The sequence below is a fragment of the Variovorax sp. GW821-FHT09D05 genome (assembly GCF_059416325.1).
Map to the genome: position 1 here is coordinate 805,219 of NZ_JBWKOZ010000001.1, position 23,894 is coordinate 829,112.

The window sequence follows — 23,894 nt, forward strand, 5'->3', positions numbered from 1 at the left end:
GTGACCTGCTCTCAGGCCTCGATGCTCTGCGGGGTGTGATAACCGTGGCGCTGCAGCAGCGCCCGGCGCTTGGCCAGTTCGAGGTCACTGGCAACCATCTCGGCGATCATCTGGTCGAGGGAGGTTTCAGGCACCCAGCCCAGGTCGTCGGCCGCCTTCGAAGGGTTGCCGCACAGCGTTTCGACCTCCGAGGGGCGGAAGTAGCGCGGATCCACGCGAACCAGTACGTCGCCCGGGCAGACGGCGGGTGCATCGTCACCGGTGACATCGGCAGCGATCGCTACCTCCTCGAGGCCGTTGCCTTCGAAGACCAGCGAGATGCCGAGCCGCCGCGCCGCGCGGGTAACGAAGTCTCTGATGCTGTACTGCGACCCCGTCGCAATCACATAGTCGACGGCCGTGGGCTGCTGGAGCATCAGCCACTGCATGCGCACGTAGTCCCTGGCATGGCCCCAGTCCCGCAGCGCGTTCATGTTTCCGAGAAAAAGGCACTGCTCCAGTCCCTGCGCCACGTTGGCCAGCCCCCGCGTGACCTTGCGGGTCACGAAGGTCTCGCCACGCCGGGGACTCTCGTGGTTGAACAGGATCCCGTTGCATGCGTAGAAGCCATAGGCCTCCCGGTAGTTCTTGGTGATCCAGTAGGCAAAGAGCTTCGCCACGCCGTACGGGCTGCGCGGATAGAAAGGCGTCGATTCGCTTTGTCGGGGTTCCTGCACCTGCCCGTAGAGTTCGCTGGTGCTGGCCTGGTAGAAGCGCGTCTTCGATTTCAGGCCCAGTAGCCGGATGGCTTCGAGTAGCCGCAGCGCGCCCAGGGCGTTGATGTCTGCCGTGTATTCGGGGCTTTCGAAGCTGACGGCGACGTGGCTTTGCGCGCCAAGGTTGTAGACCTCATCGGGTTGCACCTCCTGCATGATCCGCGTGAGGTTGCTGCCGTCAGCCAGATCGCCGTGGTGCAGATGCAGGTGGCGATGCGATTTCGAATGGACGTCCGAATAGAGATGGTCGATGCGCCCTGTACTGAACTGCGAGGTCCGGCGTTTGATGCCGTGCACCTCGTAGCCTTTCTCGATCAGCAGCTCGGCAAGATAGGAGCCGTCCTGGCCGGTGATGCCGGTGATCAGTGCGCGCTTAGACATGTTCGGCCTCCTTGATATGGCGGGTAGATGCTTGATAGGCGGAATAGGTGCGGCGAAGCCCCTCGGCGAGCGGCATCCGGGCTCTCCAGCCGATGGAGGCGGCGCGGGACACATCCAGCAACTTGCGTGGCGTGCCGTCAGGCTTTGCGTGGTCGTAGCGGATGTCGCCCGCATAGCCGACGACATCGCGGATGAGTTCCGCGAGTTCAGCGATCGATACGTCTTCACCCGTACCGAGGTTGATGTGGCTGCACATCGGATCGGTCTGTTGCCCGTAGACGGCACGCGACAGGTTCATCACGCCAATGCATCCCTCGACCATGTCGTCGACATAGAGGAATTCGCGCCGTACCTGGCCACTGCCCCAGATCAGCACGCTGGGCGCGTTGTCGAGCTTCGCCTGGTGAAAGCGGCGGATCAGCGCCGGCACGACGTGGCTGTTCTCGGGGTGGTAGTTGTCGCCAGGCCCATAGAGATTTGTCGGCATCACGCTGCGGTAGTCGATGCCATGGGTCGCTCCGTACTGCCGGTTGTAGCTTTCGCAGAGCTTGAGGCCCGCGATCTTCGCGATCGCGTAAGGCTCGTTGGTCGGTTCGAGCTTGCCGTCGAGCAGGTATTCCTCGCGGATCGGTTGCTTGGCCAACCGCGGATAGATGCAGCTCGAACCGAGGAAAAGCATCTGCCTGATGCCTGCAAGGAAAGCCTGGTGCGTCACGTTCGCCGCGATCATCAGGTTCTCGTAGATGAACTGCGCGGGATAGATCGTGTTGGCATGGATGCCGCCGACCCGGGCGGCCGCCAGATAGACCTGATCGATCGACTCATCCGCGAAGAAGCGCCTGACGGCCGCTTGGTCCAGGAGGTCGAGTGCCGCGTGATGTCGGGTGACGACTTCATGGCCCAGCCCGCCGAGACGACTCGCCAGTGTCTGGCCAACCATGCCGAGATGCCCCGCAACAAAGATTCGCATATGTTCTTTCGATGGGAAGTTGAAATTGGCTAGCGCGACCCGCGCGCACCGGTCACCACGCCGAAGGTCTTCAGCAGGATCGCGAAGTCGCGCCACAGCGACAGGTGGGCCACGTACTCCGCGTCCATCGCGGCGCGGCGGCGGTAGCTGATCTCGTTGCGCCCGCTGATCTGCCACAGGCCCGTGATGCCCGGGCGCACGGCGCAGTAGTGGTCCCAGTAGTCGCCGTACAGGTCCTTCTGCGTGAACATGCAGGGGCGCGGGCCGACCATGCTCATGTCGCCCTTGAGCACGTTCCAGAACTGCGGGAACTCGTCGATGCTGTACTTGCGCAGGAAGGCGCCGAAGCGGGTGATGCGCGGGTCGTGCACCAGCTTCTGGTAAATGGCCCATTCGCGCCGCGCGGCCTCGTTCTCGCGCAGGTGGCGCGCCAGCACTGCGTCGGCGTCGGCCACCATCGAGCGGAACTTGTAGAACTTGAAGACGCGGCCGTCCTTGCCGTAGCGCGGCTGCATGTAGATGGCCGGGCCGCCCGAGGTGTAGAGCACGCCGAGCCAGATGAGCGCGTAGGCCCAGCCGAAGAAAACGAAGAACGAGCCGGCCATCAGGATGTCGGCCGCGCGCTTGGCATGGCGCAGCCAGGGCGAGCCGCCGAGCGGACCGTACGCGGCAGTGTTGGCCGCCGCGCTGCCTGTTCCTCGCCCTGCGGGGGTGGTCGATCGAAGCGTGCTCATGATGTTGCGTGCTCCGGTTCGATGCGTTTGGGCATGACGGTGTCGGCCGTGTCCAGCGCGTAGTGGGGTTCGCTGCGTGTTGTCGTGGCCGGGGCATAGCCGTAGTAGCCGTAGCCGTAGCTGCGGTGCTGGCGCCGCGAGGTGTCCACCGCGTTGAACACCACACCGTGGAAGGCCGCGCCCACGTGGGCCAGGCGCTTGGCGCTTTCCACCAGCTCGCCCATCTCGCTGCTGTCAGCCCGGGCCACCAGCAGCAGCGTGCCCATGTTCGGCGCCATCGCGGCGGTCTCCGATGCCAGCAGGGTGGGGGGCGCATCGACGATCACCACGTCGTAGCGTGCGGACAGCGTTGCCAGCGTGTGCTCGAAGGCATCGCTGGCCATCAGGCCGGCGGGGTCGGGATGCAGCGTGCCCGCGCTCATCACGTCCAGGTTCAGCAGCACGCGGTGGTGGATGCCCTGCTCGAGCGGCACGCCGCCGGCGAGCACGTCGGACAGGCCGTTCTTGCGCTGCAGGCCGAACTCCTCGCTCAGGCTGCCGCGGCGCAGGTCGCCGTCGATCAGCAGCACGCGCTTGCCCGAGGATGCGAGCAGCGTGGCGAAGTTCGACGACACGAATGTCTTGCCCGCGCCGGCCGTGGCGCTGGAGATGAGCACCCGGTTGTTGGGCGCGCCCAGCATCGCGTACTGCAGCGTGGTGCGCAGGCGGCGCAGGCCTTCCAGCGCCGGGTCTTCCACGTGCAGCGCCGCCAGCACCTTGACGCCGGGCTTGCCGGTGCGGATGGCGCGGTCGAGCACGCGCTGCTGGGTGCTCAGCGGAATCGTGCTGTACACGCTCAGGCCGGTGACGGCCTCGATGTCCTCGGGGCTGCCGATGGAGCGCTTCAGGTTCTTGCGTGCCAGCGCCGCAGCGCCGCCGAGGAACAGGCCTCCCGCCAGCGCCAGTGCGATGACGATCAGCGGCTTCGGCCGCACGGGCTTCTCGGCCAGCAGGGCCTGGTCGAGCACGCGCACGTTGGCAACCTTGCCTTCCTTGGCCAGCCGCATCTGCAGCGAGCTGTTCAGAAGCGTCGCGTAGAGGTCTGTGTTGACCTTGATGTCGCGCTGCATGCGCAGCGAGTTCTGCTGCAGCATGGGCATGCGGCGGATGCGGCCGTCGACCGCGCCGAGCTCTTTCTTCAGCGAAGCGATCTGCGAATCCAGCGTCTGCACCATCGGGTGCGCGGAAGTGAAGCGGCCCACCAGGTCCAGCCGCTTCTGCTTTGCATCGAGCAGCTTGGCCTGCAGGTCCACGTTCTGCGCCAGGGCATTGCGGGCCTCGTCGTCCAGGTTGATGGTGCCGTTCTGGTTGCGGTACTGGTTGTAGGCGTCTTCCGATTGCTCCAGCTGCTGCTTGAACTTGGGCAGCTCGGTGCCCAGGAAGGACAGCGCGCGCTCGGCCTGCACCGTCTTCTGGTCGATGTTCTGGCGCACGTACAGCCGCGAGATCTCGTTGAGCACGTTGGCCAGCTGGCCGCGGTTCTCGGCCTGCAGGCTGACGTCCATCACGCCGGACTGCTTGCCTTTCTCGACCACGCGCAGGTCTTTCTGCAGCCCCAGCAGGGTGAGCTGCTTCGAATGGCGCACCAGCTCGAAGGCGCCGCCGGGCTGGGCCTCGAACGAGCCCACCAGCAGGTGCAGTGCGCCGCCGGGCACGGTGGCGTCGAGCGGCACGCCGGCCTTGCCAGTCAGCGGCGTTTCCAGGTCCGGGTTGGTCAGCGTGTAGTTGCCGCCTTCGCCCGCGATCAGCGTGAACTTCTTGCCCTCGAACGCGCTCGGCACGTCCATCTGCGCCACGGCGATCTGCTCGGTGCCCGAGACGTAGTTGCCCATGCCGAAGATGCCGGGCGTGGAGAGATGGCTCGAATGCCGCGCGAGGAACTCGCCCACCACCGGCGTGTAGAGCGGCTTGGCGCTGATGAAGAGCTTGGTGTTCTCCATGGCCTGGCCGAGCACCATGCGCGAGCGCAGGATCTCGGTCTCGCCGGCGGTCGACGTCTTCACGCTGATGCCCCCGCCGCCGTTGGCGTCGCCAGGGAAGTTGCCGCCCGAGCGATCGGGATCCTCGACCTGGATGAGGATGTTGGCCTCGTACATGCGCTGGCCGAACAGCGCATAGCCCACGCCCACCAGCAGGGCCAGCGCCGCGATGATGGCAATCAGCCAGCGGCTGTCGATCAGGATGTCGAGGTATTCATGGAACCGGGATTCCCGGGTCCAGGCGGTGGTCTCGAGCACCGTCACGGGTGCGGCCGCGGGTGCGGGAAGCGTAGGTTGCCAACGCGCGTTCATGGGATTCACCTTTTCCTGTTGCGGGGTGCTAGGCGCTTACCGGCGTGCGGTGTCGCGGGCAAGGTTGATGACCTGGGCGGCCGGCAGAATCAGGCCGAACACGCGGCTCAGGCTGACCAGCGGCACGCGGTCGACGTACACCACGTCGCGCGGCTGCAGCTCGAAGCGGTCGGCCAGCGCGAGCGCCACCGGGTTTTTCGCGTTGAGGTTGTAGACCTGCTGCACGTCGAGGTTGTCGGGCGAATTGCGCACCACGTAGATCTGGCCGGGGTCGGAGGTGGCCAGGTCAGGTCCGCCCGCGTCGCCCAGCGCCTCGTTCAGGCTCAGCCGGCCGTTGTTGCGCATCTGCAGCGCCGACGGGGCCTTGACTTCGCCCATCACGTAGACCCGGCTGTCCTCGCGGGTGCCGACGTTCACCACGTCGCCGTTGCGTAGCGGGATGTTGTTGCCGTCGGCGCCCAGGGCCTGGAGCGCCGGCAGGTTGATCTCCGTCGAGACACCGCCGCGCGTCAGCGTGATGCGCGAACGGTCTCCGGCCTGCGTGAAGCTGCCGGCGCGGCTGATGGCCTCCGACAGCGTCATCGGCACGTCGGTGAAGATCTGCAGGCCGGGCGTGCGCACCTCGCCTTGCACGTAGGCGCGCTGGCTGCGGAACGACTGGATGCGCACCGAAACCTGCGGGTCTTTCACGAAGGCCTTGATGCGCTTCGCGACCAGCTCCGACGCGCCGCTCTCCGTCAGGCCCTGCAGCTTGGCACGCCCGATGTAGGGGAAGAAGATCTCGCCCTTGGCATCGACGATGAAGCCGGGCGCGACGGTCACGCCGGTCGGGTCGGACTGCTGCGCGATCACCGCGCCGGCGTTCGGCAGCAGCTCGGGGTGGTCGTACACGATGATGCCGACCACGTCTCCCGGCCCGATGGTGTAGGTCGGCGGCGCGGCGAACAGGCGCTTGATGCTGTCGGGCACGCTCTTGGGCTTCTGCGCGATCTGCGCGCGGATCAGGTCGGGCGTGATCGCAATGACCTTGCCGCTGCCGGCGGAGGCCGTGCTGTCACCGGTGGAGCTGTCGAGGCCCAGTGGCCCCACCGAGCCGAAGCCCGGCGCGCAGCCCGAAAGCACGACCAGCCCGAGCGAAAGCAGCATGGCCAGGCCAAGCCATCGCAAGCGAGACTCCACCTGTGCCTGGGCACGGACTGCGAGAGGGCGCGTTCCGCATGACTGCGTCGCTGGATCTTTGCGTTGCATGGTGATCTCCTTGACGGCCGGTTGAAGGTGGGTGCTCGGGGTGAATGAAAGGGTGAAAAGGCGCGCCTCAGGGCGCGGCCCAGGTGGTGGGCATGGCGTGTTCGGCGCCCGCGAGCGGGCGGCTCTGGCTGCGTCGTTCGGTGCTGGCGCCGAAGCAGCGGTCGGTGACCCAATCGCCAACACACTGGAGGAACAGCCGCTGCCCCTTCTCCGTGCAGACGGTGTGATCGACCTCGCCCATGAACTCGTACTGCACTGCCTGCGTGTAGGGCAGGCGGGCGAAGGCGCCGAGCTGGTCGCGGCCGCGGTCGCATACATGCAGCGAGCCCGAATACAGAAGCTGCACCGCCACCTTGCGTTCGACCAGGCTCTGCAGCGCAGTGCCGAACCAGGCCGCATTGACTTCGGGCGCGCGCTTCTCCGCGAAGAAACCAGGCAGCGCCGTCGTCGAGTGGCTGCGCGAAAAGTGGCGCTGCAGCCAGCGCCTTGCCTTGCCGGGAAAAGACGGGTGCGCGGGTGCAGCCAGCGCGCGGCGCAGGTTGCGCTCCCAGCGGGCGCGCCGCTCGGGGAAGGCGAAGCCGTCGAACAGCGACACCGCCACCACGCGCGTGTCGGCCAGGGCCGCCGACATGGCATGTTCCACTCCCGAGCACATGGCGACGATCACGAACTGCCGGGCCCCCAGCATGCGTTCGGCGATGTCCATGGCCGCCTGCAGGCTGTGCACGGCACGCGCCTGCAGGTCGGGCGAGGTGTCGAGCGCGTCGCTGTCGCCCACGCCGCCCAGGTCGAAGCGCAGGCTGCTCACGCCGCGCGCGGCCAGCACGTGCGCCAGCTTCACGTTGATGCGGCGCGGACCCACGCGGTGGTTGGCGCCCATGTTGAACATGAGGCAGGCAATGCCGCCCGGCGCCTGCTGCGCGGGTGCCGTGAGCATGCCCACCAGCGCCTCGCCGGGGCCGAAGCGCATCGGCGTCTGCGTTGCTCTTGCTGTCGTCATGTCATTCATGAAGAGCCCCCTGGAGGCGGTTGAGCGCATCGGCCGGGACCATCGCGCTGTTGGGATACGGGTCGGAGGCCCAGTCGAGCTGGTGCTTGAAGTACGCGAGGCGAACCGGCATGTGGCGCGACTGCTGGTCGGCGGCCCATTGCGCGGTGCGCTCGTCGTCGGGCTCGGCCAGCACCAGCGTGTCGTGCAGGGCGGTGAGCGGCAGCGACTCCGGAACCAGCGCCGCGAGCTGTGCGCGCAGCGCGGGCGAGAGCGCGGTGCCCAGGGCCTCCTCGGGCAGCGCGTCGGGCTCCTGCACGAGGCCGCGGCGCCAGGCCAGGTCGGGAATGCAGAAGGTCGTGTCGATGGCGGCCACGTGTTGTTCGCGCAGCAGCCGCGCATAGCGGCGTCCGTCGATCACCGGCTCCCACAGCACCAGCCGTACGGGGTCGCAGCGTCCGCCACGCGCGGCCAGCACGGCCAGCGTGGCGCCGAGCCGCGCGCCGATCCACACGATGGAGGCGCCCGGCGCGCGCCGGCGCAGTTCTTCGTGCGCCGAGCACAGGTCGCGGCGCCAGCCGTCGAACTCGCCTTCGCTCTCGTCGCCGGGCGAGTCGCCCGATCCGTAGAAATCGAAGCGCAGCGTGGCGATGCCGGCGCGCGAGAGGCGTTCGGCCAGCACCTTGAAGAATCGATGGGTGCGCAGGCCCTCCTGCCCGAAGGGCGGGCACAGGAGCACCGCGGTTTTCTCCGCCCGGTCTTCGTCGGCGGCATGGAACACGCCGAAGACCTGGCGCGAGGCCGGCCCGAACATGAGCGGCGTGAAGCGGGTCATTGCGTGGCCCCTGCGTAGCGCGCTGCAGTGCTCGTCTTGGGAGCGGTCGACCGGCTCATGTGTGTGCCGCCGTCATCCGACCCGAACGACTGGGCGCGGGCTTCGGTCTGGCGCCATTCGGCGAGCGAGCCCACGCAGTCGAGCCGCTCGGGCGCTGGCCCCACCACCAGCCACAGGATGCGGCCGGCCACCGACAGCTCGACGCTGCGGCGCTCCGGCGCCAGGCCCACCTCGAAGGTCTGCGACGACACCAGCAGGCCCACGCCGATGGCCTTCAGGCAGGCCTCCTTGCGGCTCCAGCAGGTCAGGAAGGCACGGTCACGTTCATGCGCGGGCAGGGCGGCCAGCGCTTCCTGTTCGCGATGGGTGAAGTATTCCGCCGCGAGCACCGCGGCATCCGGCACCGGGCGCAGCAGTTCGACGTCGGCGCCCAGCGGGCCGCGCCCGCCGATGGCGATCAATGCCAGGCCCTGGCTGTGGCTCAGCGAGAACTGGGTGCGCGTGTGACCCGACAGCGAGGGCCTGCCGAAGGAGCCGGTGGACAGTTGCAGCGCGGCGTTGTGCAGGCCCGTGTACTCGCTGAGCGCCTGCCGCAGCGCGATGTGCGCAGCCACGAAGCGCTGGCGGTCGATGGGAGAGCGCAGGTTCTCGGCGCGCGCGCATTCTTCTTCGGAGAGCACCTGGGCGGGCAGCAGGTCGGTGAAGCTGTCCAGATCGACGTACCGGCAGACCGGCGCGTCGATGGAAAGTGCGTAGGCGGAGCTGTTCATGCTCTTCACCCCTTGCGCAGCCAGTGGCCGAGGGCGCCGAACAGCCCGCCGCGCTGTGCTTGCGCGGCCGTGCCGGCGGCCAGTTCCGCGAGGTCCGACGGCACGCCCTGCGGCGCGGCGTGGGCCGAAGAGGCGATCTGCCCGAGGTTCTCGAATAGATAGCGGCGCGGCTCCACGCGGTGCCCCAGCATCTGCGCGGCCTGCTGCACCGCGCGCAGCACCAGCAGCGAGTCGCCGCCGAGGTCGAAGAAGTTGTCGCTGGCGCGGATGTCGCTGACGTCGATGCCGATCACGCCGGCCCAGATCTGGGCGAGCTGCGCCTGCTCGGGGTTGAGCAGGCTCTGTGGCGCCTTGTGCCCGTTGCCATTGATGGCATCGGCCGGTGCGCTCTTGTCGGCATCCGCGGCTGCCAGCTTGCGCAGGTAGGCCGCGCTGGTCGAGTCTTCGGTGCTGGCGATCTGCGCAAGCGTGGCGGCGGGATCGTCGGCAACGCGGCGCAGCACTTCGAGATAGCGCTCGCGCAGCTGGGCGCCGGTCTCGCGCAGGTACACGTCGGCGTTGTAGATCAGTGCGCCTTCAAGGCCGTGCGGCTTGTCCATCAGCCACACGCCGATGTCGTCGGTGGCGCCGTGCTGCATCACGTGCATCTGGCGGGTCTGCAGGCTGCCGACGCTGCGGGCGCGTTCGCGCGCATCCTGGAACGAGAACATCGCCTGGTAGGGGCCGGAAGTCTTGATCTGCCCCGCGTAGCCCGGCTCGGCCATCAGGCGCTCGAACGGCACCTGCTGGTTGTTCATCATCGACAGCAGCTCCTGCTTCACGTAGCGCATGAAGGCGGGCAGCGGCAGCGACTGGTCGATCGCGAGCGAGACCGGCAGCACGTTGTTGAAGAAGCCCATGACGTCTTCCGTCTCGGCCTGCTGGCGTCCGCGCACCGGGTTGGCGATGACGATGGTGTCGTTGCCCGTTACCTGCGCCATGGTCAGCGCGTAGATGCCGAAGGTCAGCATGCTGAGCGTCACGTCCATGTCGCGTGCGATCTCGCGCAGATGCTGCGTGCTCTGCAGGTCGACATGGATCCAGTGCGCGCCGCCCTGGCCGCTCTTGCCCGCGCGACGGGGCATGTCTGTCTTTGGCGGGCGCACGGCCTTTGCGCCTTCGAGCCGGCCGCGCCAGAACGCGAGCTGCTCTTCGCAGGCAGGCTCCGTCAGCCACTTTTCCAGCCACTCGGCATAGTCGCCGTGGGTGGTGGCGAGCGCGGGCAGGTTGTGCGGACGGCCGCGTTCGGCGGCGTCGTAGAGCGCGCCCAGCTCGCGCTGCATCAGGTCGAAAGACCAGCCGTCCCAGATCAGGTGATGCGGCACGAACAGGAAGACGTGCTCGTTGTCGTCGAGCTGGAACAGCGTCGTGTTCATCATCGGCGCGCGATGGATGTCGATCGGCCGGTCCGACAGCTCTTGCATGCGTTCGGCCAGCTCGGCTTCGCGCTGGTCAGCGGGCAGGCCGCGCAGGTCGACCAGCGGCAGAGCGAATTCCACAGACTCCGCGATCATTTGCATCGGCTTGCCGCTCTGCGCATCGATGCCGATGGAAGTGCGCAGCGAGGGCTGGCGGCGGATCATTTCGCGCAGCGCGCCTTCGAAGCGCGCCGCATCGAGCTGCCCGGTCAGGCGCTGTGCCGAGGGCGCGTTGTAGACCGAGCGGCCCGGGTGCAGCTGCTCCATGAAGCGGATGCGTTCCTGCGCAAGCGTGAGCGGCGCGCTGCGGCGCTCGCTGCGGCAGGCAATCGGCGCCTCCAGGCCGACGCCTGCGCCCTGCAGGCCCTGGATGGCCGCGGCCAGCTTCTCGGCTGTAGGCGCCTCGAACAGGGTGCGCAGCGGCAGCGTGACCTGGAACTCGCGGCTCAGCAGCGTGGTGAGCCGCGCAGCCAGCAGCGAGTGGCCGCCCATGGTGAAGAAGTTGTCGTGCATGTCGAGGCCCGGCAGGCTCAGCACCTTTTCCATGACGGCGAGCACCTTGCGTTCGTGCTCGTTGCGCGGGGCGGCGCCGCGCCGTACCTCGTTGCGCGCAACCGCTTGCGGCGGCGGCAGCGAGACGCGGTCGATCTTTCCGTTCGGCAGGGTCGGCAGTGCGTCGAGCGTCACCACGTGCTGCGGCAGCATGAAAGCTGGCAGGTGCTTGCGCAGATGCACCATCAGCGCATCGAGGTCGAAGCCGGCGCCCTGGGCGAGCGCGAGGTAGGCCACCAGGCGCACGTCGCCGGGGTTGTCTTCGCGGGCCACGACCACGCTGCGCGAGACGCCGGCCACCTCGCAGCAGCGCACCTCGATCTCGCCGGGCTCGATGCGGTAGCCGCGCACCTTCACCTGGAAGTCGAGCCGGCCGAGGTGGTCCAGCAGCCCGTCGTTGCGCCAGCGGCCGCGGTCGCCCGAGCGGTACACCTTCTTCGCGGTGCCGAAGATGCGCACCGTGACGAAGCGCTCGGCGGTCAGTTCGGGGCGGTCGAGGTAGCCCAGCGACACGCCTTCGCCCGCGATGCAGATTTCGCCCGGCACACCGATGGGGCAGGGCTGCAGGTTGGCGTCGAGGATCCAGATCTCGGTGTTGTCGACGGGTTTGCCGATCGACACGCCGCGCGATGCGATTTCTTCGGGGCGAACGTGCCAGGCCGTGGAGTACACCGTTGTTTCGGTCGGGCCGTAGCCGTTCCACAGGCCTTCCATGCGCTCGCACAGCGCCAGCGCCATGCTGGGGCGCAGCGCTTCGCCGCCGGTCCATCCGCGAAAGCCGGGCGCGCCGCCAGCCCACTGGGCATCAAGCAGCAGCTGCCACATGCCGGGGGTGGCTTGCAGGAGCGTGATCTGTTCTTCGTCGAGCGCTTTTGAGAGGCGATTGCCGTCCATGGCGACTTCGCGCTTCACCATCACGAGTTCGGCGCCCGCCGCCAACGGCAGCAGCAGGTCGGGCACGGCCATGTCGAACGACAGGGTCGTGACGGCGGCGATGCGGTCGGCCGGGCCGATGCCCGATTCGCGCTGCATCCACTGCAGCAGGTGCGCCACGCCCCGGTGATGGGCGATGACGCCCTTGGGCAAACCGGTCGAGCCGGAGGTGTAGATCACATAGGCGGCGTCTTCGGGCCCCGGGTCGTCGGTGCTCGGCGGCAGCGCATCGCCGGACAGCTTGAGCCAGGCGGTGTCGCGGTCGATCTCGAAGACCCGCAGGGCCGCGTCGGCACGCCAGCCGCGCGGCGCCGCCGCGATGTCCGACGTGGTCAGCATCTGGCTGAGGCTGGCGTCGGTCGCGTAGTGGTCCAGCCGCGCCTGCGGAAACGCGGTGTCGAGCGGCACATAGGACGCACCCGCCTTGAGAATGCCGAGCATCGCGACGACCATCTCCAGGCTGCGTTCCAGGCACAGCCCCACGCGCTGGCCGCGGCCCACGCCGCGCATGCGCAGTGCACGCGCCAGGCGGTTGGACTGCGCGTCGAGCTCGCCGTAGCTGCAGCTTCGCGCGCCGTCGCGCACAGCCGGGTGGTTGGGTTGCCGCGGCACGCGTGCAAGAAAGCCGGCGTGCGCCAGCGGTTCGCCGACCAGCGGAACGCGCGCGGGCTGCAGCGCCAGCAGCGAACGCGCGGCGGTGCTGGACAGCACTTCGAGCCGGCCGACCGTTTCGTCGGGCTTGTGCGAGGCCGACTGCAGTACGCACTCGAACATGCCGAGCCAGCGCTGCACGCTGACCTCGTCGAACAGGTCGGTGTTGTACTGAACCTCCACTTGCAGACCGCCATCGAGCGGGCGCAGGTTGACGAACAGTTCGAAGTTCTCGTACTGGCGGGCGATCGTGTCCTGCACGACGTCGAGGGTCGTGAATGCCTGTGCGCTGCTCGCCACGTCGGGGTCGACGTTGAAGGCCACGCTCACCAGCGGCAGCCGGCTCGGGTCGCGCTCCAGCGACAGCTGGCCCAGCAGTGCGCCGTAAGTCAGCGCCTGGTGGTCGAAGGCGTCGAGCACGGCGGTGCTGCATTCGTCCATCAGCGCGTCGAAGCGCATGCCCGAATGAGTGGCGATACGCAGTGGCAGCAGGTTCACGCAGTGGCCGACCAGGCCGGGCATGTCGTGCGCGAGCTGGCCCGACGCCGGAATGCCGACGACGATGTCTTCATGACTGGTGAGGCGGTGCAGCGTGGCAACGAAGCCGCTGAGCAGGCCCGTGAAAAGGCTGACGCCGGCCCTGGTGCTCGCCGTGCGCACGGCACTGACCAGGCGCTTGTCGAGCAGGCGCTCGGCGCGGCGCGAATTGAAGGTGCGAACAGCCGGACGCGGGCGGTCCAGCGGCAGGTCGAGCACCGGCAGCGTGCTGCCGGAGAAGCGGCCCAGCCAGTAGTCGATGTGCGGCTGCATGTCGGCACTCGCGGCAGCGGCGGCTTCCTCGGCGGCAAAGTCGGCGAAGAGCGGCGCGGGCTTGAGCTTCAAGCCAATGCCGGTTTCCTCGGCATAGAGGTGGCCCAGTTGCTCGGTGATGACAGCCCACGACCAGCCGTCGCACACCACGTGGTGCGCCGACATCACGAGTTCGTGCTCGGCGTCGTCCAGGCGGTACAGCGCGGCCCGGAACAGCGGGCCATGCTCCAGCGAGAAGGGCGTGCACACCGCATCGTCGTGGGCGTCGCGCAGTGCCTGCGCGCGGGCTTCCGGCTCGAGACTGCCCAGGTCCTGCTCCAGCAGCAGGTTCTCGCCGGGAGGGCTGACCAGCATGTAGGTGCCGTCGGGCGAGATGGTGGCGCGCAGCGCCTGGTGGCGCTCGAGCAGCCGGGCCATGGCACGCGCCAGGGCCGGGCAGTCCAGCGCGCCGCGCAGGCGCAGCACGACCGACTCGTTGTAGGCCATCGAGGCTTCTGTGCTCAAGGCTGCGCCGAGCCAGACTTCGCGCTGCGATTCCGTCGTCGGAATGATGCATTCGATGACACCACCGCTGGCGGTGGGCTTGAGGACGGCGTTCATGCTGCGGCCTTTCCATTGATGAGGTGTTGATGGGAGGCGGCGTCCTCGGGCACGTACCAGAAGGGCTGGCCGTCGATGTCGCGGGCCAGGACGCAGCCGTCCTCGACGGGCTTGCGCACGTCGAAGCGGGTGGGGGCGGGAGCGCGGCGCGGCAGGAAGCCGGACTCCTGCATCTCGGCGACCGAGTCCTTGAAGGCGCGCTGGATGAAGGCGATGTCCTCGGCGCTGTGCGCGCTCGTGAGGAAGCACGGGAAGTTGTCCAGGATGTGCACGCCGCGGCTGCGCATCATTGCGAACAGCAGGTCCTGCAGCGGGTGGTCTTCGAGCCAGCTCACGCGCCACAGCGAAGCGAAATGGCGGATCTCGATGGGCGCGCCGACTTCCTTGCACCAGCCTGAAAGCTCGGCTGCCATGGCGGCGGTGTTGCCCGTGAGCCCGGCCTGCAGCGCGGGCCCTGCCTCTTTCAGATGCGTGAGCGAGGCCTTGGCTGCGGCCAGCGCCAGCGGATGACGCACGAAGGTGCCCGCGAAGTAGGTCACGCCCACGCCCGGGATCGAGTCGTCGCCGTACTGCCAGGGGCCGCCGTCGAGCGCGTCCATGAATTCGCGCTTGCCCGCGATCACGCCGACCGGAAAGCCGCCGCCGATCACCTTGCCGTAGGTGGCGAGGTCGGCGCGCACGCCGAACAGCTCCTGCGCGCCGCCCAGCGCCGTACGAAAGCCGGTGATGACCTCGTCGAAGATCAGGCAGCAGCCGCTCTTGGCGGTGATGTCGCGCACCTCGTGCAAGAACTCGCGCGGCTGGAAGTCGGGGCGGCGGCTTTGCACTGGCTCGGCCAGCACGGCGGCCAGGTCGTCTGCGTTCTCGCGGATGAAGTCCAGCGCCTCGGGCGTGCCGTAGTCGAGCACGCGGATGTCGCCGAACATGCCGCTCATCACGCCCGGCGCAGCCGACAGGCCCTTGCCGCCCTTGCCGGCGCGCACCAGCACTTCGTCGAAGGTGCCGTGGTAGGAGCCGGTGAACACCACCACCGTGCTGCGGCCGGTGACGGTGCGCGCGATGCGCAGCGCGGCCATCACTGCTTCGGAGCCGGTGTTGCACAGGCCCGCGCGGTCGCTGCCGGTGAGCTCGCAGATCAGCGCCGTGACTTCGGCTGCCAGCGGGTGCTGCGGGCCGATCTCGTAGCCGTCGTCGAGCTGCTTGCGCACGGCATCCTGCACGAAGTCGGGCTGCCAGCCGAACATGTTCATGCCGAAGCCGTTGAGCGCATCGACGTACTCGTTGCCGTCGAGATCCCACATCTTCGAACCCTTGGAGCGCTCGATGACGATCTGGTAGGTGATCTCTTTGGTGACCGGACGGAAGCCGTTGACCACGCGCGGGTCGGCCATGTGGGCGCGGTTGGCTTCGGTGAACTGCTTGCTCTTCTGCGTGCGTTCCACATAGCGCCGGATGAAGGCGGCGAGCCGGGCCTTCTGCCGGCCGCTTGGCTCGGCGTTGCGCTGCGTATGGATGCGGGCGATGGCGCCGAAGGCCTTGTTCACGTCGTAGCGCACGGGTTGCGCGGGGTCTTCAGCGGGGGCCGCGGCCGCAGGTGTGGCAGGCGCGGGGGCGGCCTGGGCTGGCATGGCCTGCAGCGTGACGATTGGTGCGGACGGAACGGTGCCCGACAGCAATGCGAGCTGCTGGCGCATCAATTCCATTTGCTGCGAGATCAGCTGCGACAGCTGGGCGTCGCCCGCATTGCTGCCTTGCATCGGCATGTACACCGGCATCTGCTGGCGCAGCGCGGCCTGCGGTACGGAGACTGCGTTTTCGACTGGCGCGGCCACAACGGCAGGGGCAGGTACCGATGCAGGCGCTGCCTCGGGCGGCAGGCTTTCGCGCAGGAAGGTCGAGAGCGCGTCGAAGCTGCGGTAGCTTTCCATCAGCTGGCGGAAACTGAGGTTGACCTTGAAGTGCTTCTTGATCTGCGTGGCGGCCTGGGTCAGCGTGAGCGAGTCCAGGCCCAGTTCGCCGAAGGGCGCGTGCCCCTCCGCCTGCGCCATGTCTAGGCCGGAGATGTCCTCGAACAGGCTGCGCAGGCGCGCATCCACGTTCGAAGCGGGAGGATGAAGAGGCGAGGGCGTTGCTGCTGTCACGATCGACTCCAGAGCGGTAGGTGAAACAAGAGGGACGAAGGAAGGGGCCGGGGCGGCGGCGGGCGCGGCCACGGTGGCGATGGGCGGGACGGCGGCGATGTCGACCCAGAAGCGCTTGCGCTCGAATGGCGTGGTGGGCAGGCGCACGCGTTGCGCGCCGATGCGTGAGACGAGGCGCGACAGCTCGACATCGGCGCCGCAGGTCCAGAGGCGGCCCAGCGCCAGGTGCAGGGTGCGGGCCTCGTCGACCGGCTCACCCTGCAGCAGCGACACGACGCCGCTCGCGCCGTGCTGGCGCACCAGCGTGGCGAGCATGTTTCGCGGGCCTGATTCGACGAACAGCGGGTTGGTCACCTGCTCCATCGCGCAGCGCACGGCCGGCGAGAAGCGCACGGTGCCGCGCAGATGCCGGGCCCAGTAGGCAGGGCTGGTGGCTTCGGCGTCTTCTAGCGGCTGGCCGGTCAGCGTCGAGTAGATCGGCGTCTGCGGTGCGCGCAGCGTCACCTTGCCGACCAGCGCCTCGAAGGGCGCGACGGCCGCGTCCATCATGGCGGAATGGAAAGCGTGCGAGGTCTGCAGCGGGCGGCTCGGAATGCCGTCTGCTTCCAGCGCTGCCTGCAGCGCCGCAATGGCGTCGAAGGAGCCGGCGGCGACGCAGGCCGTGGGGCCGTTCTCGGCGGCGAGCGAAATCTGCGGGCCGAGCCTGTCGAGCAACTCTGCCGCGCCCATGCGCACCGACAGCATCGCGCCGGCCGGCTGGGCCTGCATGAGAGCGCCACGGCGGGCGACGAGCTTGGCGGCGTCTTCGAGCCGCATCACGCCAGCGAGCACGGCCGCGACGAATTCGCCGACGCTGTGGCCGATCAGTGCATGCGGCCGCGCGCCGAGCGCCAGCAGCCGCCGCGCGAGGGCGTATTCGAGCGTGAAGATCGCGGGCTGCGTGGCGGCGGTGGGCGCCAGCGATTGCGGGTCGTCCGAGAACATGCGCTCGCGCAGGTCGAAATCGGTCGCACCTTCGAAGGCGGCCATGCAGTCGTCGAACGCTGCCGCGAACACCGGGTCGTTCGCACGGAGGTTCTTGCCCATGCCGGCGTACTGCGCGCCTTGCCCGGGGAACATCAGCACGAGCTGCGGTGCGCGCGAGGCGATGCGCCCGCTGACGCGGCGGGGCGAGTCGGCATTGCGCAGGGCGGCGATGGCCTCGGCGGTGTTGCCGGCCACGACAGCGCGGCGGAAGGCGTGGGCCTTGCGGCCGACCGCGAGGGTGTGGGCCACGTCGGCCAGCGGCAGTTCGGCGTGGGCTTCGAGATGCGCCGCGAGCTGCTCGGTGGCCAGCGCGAGCGCGGCCTCGGAGCGTGCCGACAGCGACAGGAGCTGGTCACCCATTGCGAACGGCGAGGCCGGCCGCGGCGGTGCCTCTTCGACGATGACGTGCGCATTGGTGCCGCCGACGCCGAAGGAGCTGACGCCCGCGCGGCGCGGCAGGTCGGCGCGGGGCCAAGGCTGCAGGCTGGCGGTAACGTGGAAGGGCGTGCGCGCGAAGTCGATCGACGGGTTCGGCGCGCTGAAATGCGCGGTCGGCGGAATCTGTTCGTGGTGCAGTGCCAGCGCCGTCTTGATGAGACCGGCCGCGCCCGCCGCCGTGACCATGTGGCCCACGTTGCTCTTCAGCGAGCCGAGCGTGCAGTAGCCGAGCGCATCGGTGTGCTCGGCGTAGGCCACGGCCAGCGCCTCGACTTCGATCGGGTCGCCCATCGGCGTGGCGGTGCCGTGCGCCTCGACGTATGAGATGCTGCCCGCATCGACATCGGCCGCAGCCAGCGCGGCGCGGATCACCGCGGCCTGGCCGTCGACGCTGGGCGCCGTGAAGCTGGCCTTGGAGCCGCCGTCGTTGTTCACGCAGGCGCTGCGCAGCACGGCGTAGATGGTGTCGCCGTCGGCCTGTGCATCGGCCAGCCGCTTGAGCAGCACCACGGCCGCGCCGTCGCTGAAGACGGTGCCCTGGGCCTTTGCATCGAAGCTGCGCGTACGGCCGTCGGGCGAGAGCATCGAGCCCTCGTTGTAGAGATAGCCGCTGCGCGGCGGGCAGGTGACCGAGGCGCCGCCCGCGAGCGCCATGTAGCACTGGCCCGTACGCAGCGCATGGAAGGCCTGGGCCACGGCCACCAGCGAGGTCGAGCAGGCGGTGTGCACGCTGACGGCCGGGCCGGTGAGGTTGAGCCGGTTCGCCACCCGCGTGGTGATGTAGTCCTTCTCGTTGGCCAGCATCACCTGGAACTCGCCGACCGGCTCCACCAGGTCGGGCCGGGTGCTCACGTGGCGCTGGAAGTAGGTGGCGTTGTACATGCCGGCGTACACGCCGACCGGGCCCGGCGCTTCGTCGGGCACGTAGCCGGCGCGTTCCAGGCATTCCCAGCAGATCTCGAGGAACACGCGTTGCTGCGGGTCCATGAGCTGCGCTTCTTTCGGGCCGATGCCGAAGAAGGCGGCGTCGAAGTCTTCGATGCCGTCGATCACGCCGCGTGCACGCACATAGGCCGGGTCGCTGCGCAGGGCCTGGCTGACCCCGGCGTCGAGCGTGGCGTCGTCGAAGAAGCTGATGGTGTCGCGGCCTGCGACGAGGTTGTCCCAGAACTGCTCCACGTCGGCTGCGCCGGGGAAGCGGCCTGCGGTGCCGACCAGGGCAACGGCGTCATCGATGCCGCTGCCTGGCCGTGCCGAAAAGGTGGCCGCTGCGGTCGGTCGATCCTTGGAACCGGCCGCAGCGGCCATGGCGGGCTGATCGCCCGCCGGCTGCATCCGCTCGCCCATTGCTTTTGGCGTGGGATTGCGGAAGAAAAGATTGGTCGACAGCGGCAGTTCGGTGCCGCGCTGCAGGTCGGCAAGCACCTGCAGCACCAGCAGCGAATCGCCGCCGAGGTCGAAGAAGTTGTCGTTGCGCCCGACCTTCGAAATGCGCAGCGCGCGGGCGAAGGCGTCGCACACCCGCTGTTCGATGGTGTCGCGCGCTTCTTCGAAGGGCTGAGCGAGTTCGGGACGCTCGCCGGCCGGCTCGGGCAGCGCCTTGCGGTCGAGCTTGCCGTTGGGCGTGACTGGGAGTTGTGCGAGCCACACCTGCGCGGTGGGAATCAGCGCGGCAGGCAGGCGGGCGCCGAGGTGGGCGCGCAGGGCATCCCACGAGATCTTTTCCGAGCGTGCGACCAGATAGGCCACCAGGCGCAGCTGCCCGCTTTCGTCGGGCCGCGCGACCACTGCGCAGGACTGCACGGCAGGGTGCGCGAGGATGGCCGCCTCGACCTCGCCGGTCTCGATGCGGTGGCCGTGGATCTTCACCTGCCCGTCGCGGCGGCCGATGAATTCGACGGTGCCGTCGGGCAGCCAGCGTGCGAGGTCGCCGGTGCGGTAGAGCCGGTCATCGGGGCCGCCAAAGGGATCGGGCACGAAGCGCTCGGCGCTGAGCGCGGGCTGCCGCAGATAGCCGCGGGCCAGCCCGTGGCCGCCGATGCAGAGCTCGCCCACGAAGCCGGTCGGCAGCAGTGCCATCGAGGGGCTCAGCACGCGCAGCACGGTGTCCTTGATGGGGCGACCGAGGGGGACGGAACGCAGGTCTTCGGGCAACGGTGACTCGATGCGATGCGTGGCTGCGAAGGTCGTGCACTCGGTCGGGCCGTAGCCGTTGCTCAGCGTGAGGCCAGGCAGGGCGGCCAGCGCACGCCGCACATGCGGCACCGACAGCGCTTCGCCGCCGGTGAAGAGATGCCGCAGGCCCGAGAGGTGGGCGGGGTCGTCGTCGACCACGGCGTTGAAGAGCGCGGCGGTGAGCCATGCCGTGTGCACGTGGTGGCGCGCGATGGTGTGCGCCAGGCCGGTGCCGGTCGGCACGCGCTCTTCATGGATGACGCAGCAGCCGCCGTTGAGCAGCGGGCCCCAGATTTCGAGCGTGGCCGCGTCGAAGCCGAGCGGCGCCGCATGCAGCATGGCGAGGCCGGGAGCGAGCTCGACGTAGTCCACACCCACCACGAGCCGCAGGATCGAGCGATGGCAGATCTCTATGCCCTTCGGCGTGCCCGTCGAGCCCGAGGTGTACATGACATAGGCCACCGATTCGGCATCGAGGGCCGGAGGATTCCATGCAGTGCGATTTGTGTTGTCTTCGTATTCGTCGAGCAACAAAACGCCGTGATGGGGGGGGATGAGGTACTGGTGCGCCTGTGTCGTGAGCACGTGGTGCGCGCCGGCCTCGCCGAGCATGTAGGCGACGCGCTCGGGCGGGAAATCCGTAGGCACCGGCACATAGGCGCCGCCGGCCTTGAGGATGCCGAGTTGGGCGACGATGGCCGCCATCGAGCGGTCGAGCAGCAGGCCGACGCCGTCGCCGCTGCGAACGCCCAGGCCCTGAAGGCGCTTCGCGAGTTCGTCGGAACGACGATCGAGTTCGCCGTAGCTCATCTGCGCGTCGCCTTGCGCGAGGGCGATGGCGTCGGGGGTGGCCATCGCCTGGCGCGCGAACATACCGGGCACCGTGAGGGCAGGGCTCACCGGGGCGAGGGCGGTGTTCCATTCGACGAGCTGAGCGGCCTGGTCGGCGCGCGGCAGCGTGTGGATGTCGTTCAGGGCCGCATCGGGGTGCTGCAGCAGGTCTTCGGCGGTGTCGACGAGGGCTGCGAGCAGCTGATCGATCGCGGCGGCATCCATCAGGCTTGCGGCTGCATCTATATAGAGGGCCGCCGAAGCAGCGTCGAAGCGCAGCCGCAGCGGAGCATCGGCGGCAACTTCTTCGCGCAGCCAGAGGGAGGTGGGCTGTGCCGTTGCTTGCGATGCCGAACGGCGACCGAGGTCCAGCTCGGCCAGCCAGGCGCCAGCGGCCTTGGTGGCGTCGAAGGCGACGGTGGTCGAGCAGCGCATCGGCGCGGCGCCTGCCTCATGCAGCACGGGCCAGAGGCCTCCGAGCCAGCGCGACTGCAGCAGCAGCCACGCGCCCGCGAAGAGGGTGTCCGGCAGCTGGCCGGTGGTGGCGAACCACTGGGTCCAACGCTGGGCGAAGCGGAGTTCGAGTGCCACCGCAGCGCTGCGACGGCCGGCCGATCCCTCCGAATTGGATCGCGGCACGAACAGGTCTTCCAGAGCGAGGTCCGGAGCACCGAGTGCTTGCGAAACAGTTTGAATTTCCATGTAAATATCCCAAAAGAAATACAATGGAAGCAATTGGGTGAATGGAAATTCCATTCACCCAATTAAGGAGGAGGAAGCTGACTTGCGTTCTTTTCGTGTCTTCATCCTAGGAGGTTTCCCTTGGCCAATGTGTGCACTTTAGGCCTCGGTTACAACTGGATAAGGTTATTTCGAAAACGTACTACCCGAATCGTCCCGTTCGAGGTAACTGATGCGTGATTTGGAGGAAAAAGCCCGCCGCGCGGGCCTTCCAAGCGCCCGAAAGAGCCTGCTGAAGCGGGGTACTCCTGGGGAGAAACAGGCGGCGCACAGGGGGAAATTCGCTGTCGACCGCTTTCTGGGCACGACCACCTCGGATCGCGCGCTACGCCGGGGAGTCATGCGGAAAACGCACTGGCATCACTGTCGAAAAGTGAAACATCCTTCCGGGCGCGACTGTTATGAATTGGATTAGTCTGTAACCGTATAAAAAATAACTGTACAAAACCTGAAAATCGCAAAGACTGAAAGAGTTATCGGCTTCAAATCTTCCGAGGGTAAAAATGCTCCGCGACATCCTATTACCCGATGTAGTTCTCACGCGCTGTGATTACTATTTGGAATCGATTCTTCCGAACAATTCAGATGCATTGACAGCCAACGCTACATACTTCGGCAATGCGACGTGGGCCAAGGAATATCTGGACTACTGCCACCGCGATGCGCATTTCCGCAGCCGCTGGCTCGCCGCCGGGGGCGATTGGACGGACAAGGTCGTTATCGACCTGGGTTGCGGGCCGGGTAACCTCTTCGCCACGCTGGGCGGCAGGCCCAGGCTGCTGATCGGCGTCGACGTGGCCGGAGGCTCGCTGGAACTGGCTGCGGGCCTGGGCTACACGGCAGTACTGGCGGATGCGGCGCACACGCCGTTCCGCTCGCAGGTTGCGGACATCGTGGCAATCAATGCATCGCTGCACCACTGCGACGACATGAAAGCGGTGCTGCAGGAAGGCGCTCGCCTCGTTAAGCCCAATGGCTTACTTATTACCGACCACGATCCGCAACTCACAGCCTGGGACTACAAGGGCCTGGCCAGGCTGATGTGGGATGCGCGGCTGTGGGTCTACCGCGCGACGGGGCACGGTTTTCACAAGACGGACAGTCAGCAGTTGTGGGGGCTGAGAACCGAAGTGCATCACCGGCCCGGCGACGGCGTGACGAAGGAGCTCTTCGAATCCACGCTGGAGCCGCTGGGCTTCGAGGTTCGCGTGCACCCGCACAACCACCAGATAGGAGCGCAGGCGCTGGCCGGCGACGTTGGGCCGGCGCAATGGAAATACCGCATGGGCAATGTGCTCTCGGGCCGCGACCCGAAAGCCCCCGCGAGCGCGCTGTCGCTGATGTGCGTTGCAAGGCGCAAGACCGCAGAAAAACTGCAGGCCAACTGAACGCCAGGCGACTGCTGGTAGCCTTCCCGGATTCTTCGAGCGCGGCCCCGGGCATCCGGGAGCGCGAGATTCAGTTATCCAGGAAGGAATCCGGTAGTGGTTGTGACAGGAAGGAACTGGCGCGCGGGCATTGCGCTGACCGCGGCATTGATGGTGGCAGCGTGCTCCACCTCCCCCAAGGCGCCAGTGGCAGGGCCGGGCGAGTACGTCGTCCAGCCGGGCGACACGCTCTATCGCATCGCGTCGAAGACCGGGCGTTCGCCGGGCGACATTGCCCGATGGAGCAATCTGCAGGACCCCGACAAGCTCGAAGCAGGGCAGGTGCTGCGCGTGGTGCCGCCCGGTGGCGGCGCATCGTCCGAGCCGCCTCCTCCCAGGAGCTCAGGTGCCGAGCGTCCGGAACGCCCCGAGCGTTCAAGGCCGCCCCGGGCCGCGGCGCCCGAGCCCGTCGCACCGCCGGCGTCGCGGCGCAGCGACTGGGCCTGGCCCGCGCAAGGCCAGGTCATCGCGGGCTTCAACGGCACCAGCAACAAGGGCGTCGACATCGGCGGCAGCGTCGGTGAGCCGGTGATGTCCATCGGCGCCGGCAAGGTGGCCGTGACGGAAACGCTGCGCGGCTACGGCAGCGTGCTGATGGTCGACCACGGCGGCTCTTATATGTCGGTCTACACCAATGTGCGTACGGTGCTGGTGAAACAGGGCCAGCAGGTGAAGCAGGGCCAGAAGATCGCCGAGATCGGCGGCGCGGACGGTGGGCGCGCCAGCCTCCACTTCGAGATCCGCTACCGCGGCAATGCGGTCGATCCGCGCCAGTACCTGCCTGCGAGGTGACCGGACGGGGCGGCCTCTGGCGAAAGGCATCCCCCAAATTGGCGATATCGCGGTGCCCGTGAAATGCGCAGACTCTCACCCTTGGTCTGAAAAAAAGGGGCGGTAATGGAACTCGTGCATTGGCTGTTCATCATTTTTGGCATCGCGTTGGCGCTCACCACGCAGTGGTGCCTTCTTGCACCGTTCAGCCTCGAGTGGAAGCCGCTGCGCGACCAGATCACCGAACAGGTCACGCAGTCGGTCGCGCTGCTCGAAGAGTGCGCATCGGGAATGGACGCCAGGCGCTAGCCTCCCGGCCGGTTCGGCCCG

The 23,894-nt window shown here is 67.9% G+C and carries 13 protein-coding genes; 3 read left to right on the forward strand and 10 right to left on the reverse strand.

The features are described 5' to 3' along the window. Window positions 1-11: 11 nt before the first annotated feature. The 10 genes from gmd to AC07O3_RS03910 form a co-directional block, all read right to left on the reverse strand. Window positions 12-1,136 (reverse strand): GDP-mannose 4,6-dehydratase, encoded by a 1,125-nt coding sequence (gene gmd / locus AC07O3_RS03865; RefSeq protein WP_495338617.1) that lies wholly within the window; start codon window positions 1,134-1,136, stop codon window positions 12-14. Next, a complete protein-coding gene (locus tag AC07O3_RS03870) occupies window positions 1,129-2,106 on the reverse strand; it encodes a GDP-L-fucose synthase family protein (protein ID WP_495338618.1) in 978 nt (325 codons plus the stop codon). The genes gmd and AC07O3_RS03870 overlap by 8 nt, the downstream gene beginning before the upstream one ends. A 29-nt stretch (window positions 2,107-2,135) precedes the next feature. Continuing rightward, a complete protein-coding gene (locus tag AC07O3_RS03875) occupies window positions 2,136-2,840 on the reverse strand; it encodes a sugar transferase (RefSeq protein ID WP_440531494.1) in 705 nt (234 codons plus the stop codon). Then, window positions 2,837-5,170, reverse strand: a complete 2,334-nt coding sequence (locus AC07O3_RS03880; protein ID WP_495338619.1) for a polysaccharide biosynthesis tyrosine autokinase — start codon at window positions 5,168-5,170, stop codon at window positions 2,837-2,839. Before AC07O3_RS03880 ends, AC07O3_RS03875 begins: the two co-directional genes overlap by 4 nt. Window positions 5,171-5,206: 36 nt before the next feature. Continuing rightward, window positions 5,207-6,418 (reverse strand): polysaccharide biosynthesis/export family protein, encoded by a 1,212-nt coding sequence (locus tag AC07O3_RS03885; RefSeq protein WP_426393096.1) that lies wholly within the window; start codon window positions 6,416-6,418, stop codon window positions 5,207-5,209. A 67-nt stretch (window positions 6,419-6,485) separates the two neighbouring features. Then, window positions 6,486-7,418, reverse strand: coding sequence for an alpha/beta hydrolase family protein (locus AC07O3_RS03890; protein ID WP_495338620.1), 933 nt, complete (start codon window positions 7,416-7,418; stop codon window positions 6,486-6,488). A gap of 1 nt (window position 7,419) precedes the next feature. Beyond that, complete coding sequence (locus tag AC07O3_RS03895) at window positions 7,420-8,241, reverse strand: serine aminopeptidase domain-containing protein (RefSeq protein WP_495338621.1); 822 nt, start codon at window positions 8,239-8,241, stop codon at window positions 7,420-7,422. Next, complete coding sequence (locus AC07O3_RS03900) at window positions 8,238-9,011, reverse strand: 4'-phosphopantetheinyl transferase family protein (protein ID WP_256330727.1); 774 nt, start codon at window positions 9,009-9,011, stop codon at window positions 8,238-8,240. The genes AC07O3_RS03895 and AC07O3_RS03900 overlap by 4 nt, the downstream gene beginning before the upstream one ends. Before the next feature lie 5 nt (window positions 9,012-9,016). Further along, a complete protein-coding gene (locus tag AC07O3_RS03905) occupies window positions 9,017-14,014 on the reverse strand; it encodes an amino acid adenylation domain-containing protein (RefSeq protein WP_495338622.1) in 4,998 nt (1,665 codons plus the stop codon). Further along, on the reverse strand, window positions 14,011-21,327 hold the full coding sequence (locus AC07O3_RS03910) for a hybrid non-ribosomal peptide synthetase/type I polyketide synthase (RefSeq protein WP_495338623.1): 7,317 nt from the start codon (window positions 21,325-21,327) through the stop codon (window positions 14,011-14,013). Before AC07O3_RS03910 ends, AC07O3_RS03905 begins: the two co-directional genes overlap by 4 nt. A 629-nt stretch (window positions 21,328-21,956) precedes the next feature. On the opposite strand from AC07O3_RS03910, the gene AC07O3_RS03915 reads away from it, so the two are divergent. From AC07O3_RS03915 to AC07O3_RS03925, 3 genes are all read left to right on the forward strand, one after another. Next, complete coding sequence (locus AC07O3_RS03915) at window positions 21,957-22,754, forward strand: class I SAM-dependent methyltransferase (protein ID WP_495338624.1); 798 nt, start codon at window positions 21,957-21,959, stop codon at window positions 22,752-22,754. Between the two features lie 96 nt (window positions 22,755-22,850). Beyond that, window positions 22,851-23,585 carry a peptidoglycan DD-metalloendopeptidase family protein gene (locus AC07O3_RS03920; RefSeq protein ID WP_307614180.1) on the forward strand — a complete coding sequence of 245 codons (735 nt, stop codon included), beginning with the start codon at window positions 22,851-22,853 and terminating at the stop codon, window positions 23,583-23,585. A 105-nt stretch (window positions 23,586-23,690) separates the two neighbouring features. Then, window positions 23,691-23,873 carry a hypothetical protein gene (locus tag AC07O3_RS03925; protein ID WP_495338625.1) on the forward strand — a complete coding sequence of 61 codons (183 nt, stop codon included), beginning with the start codon at window positions 23,691-23,693 and terminating at the stop codon, window positions 23,871-23,873. Window positions 23,874-23,894 lie beyond the last annotated feature (21 nt).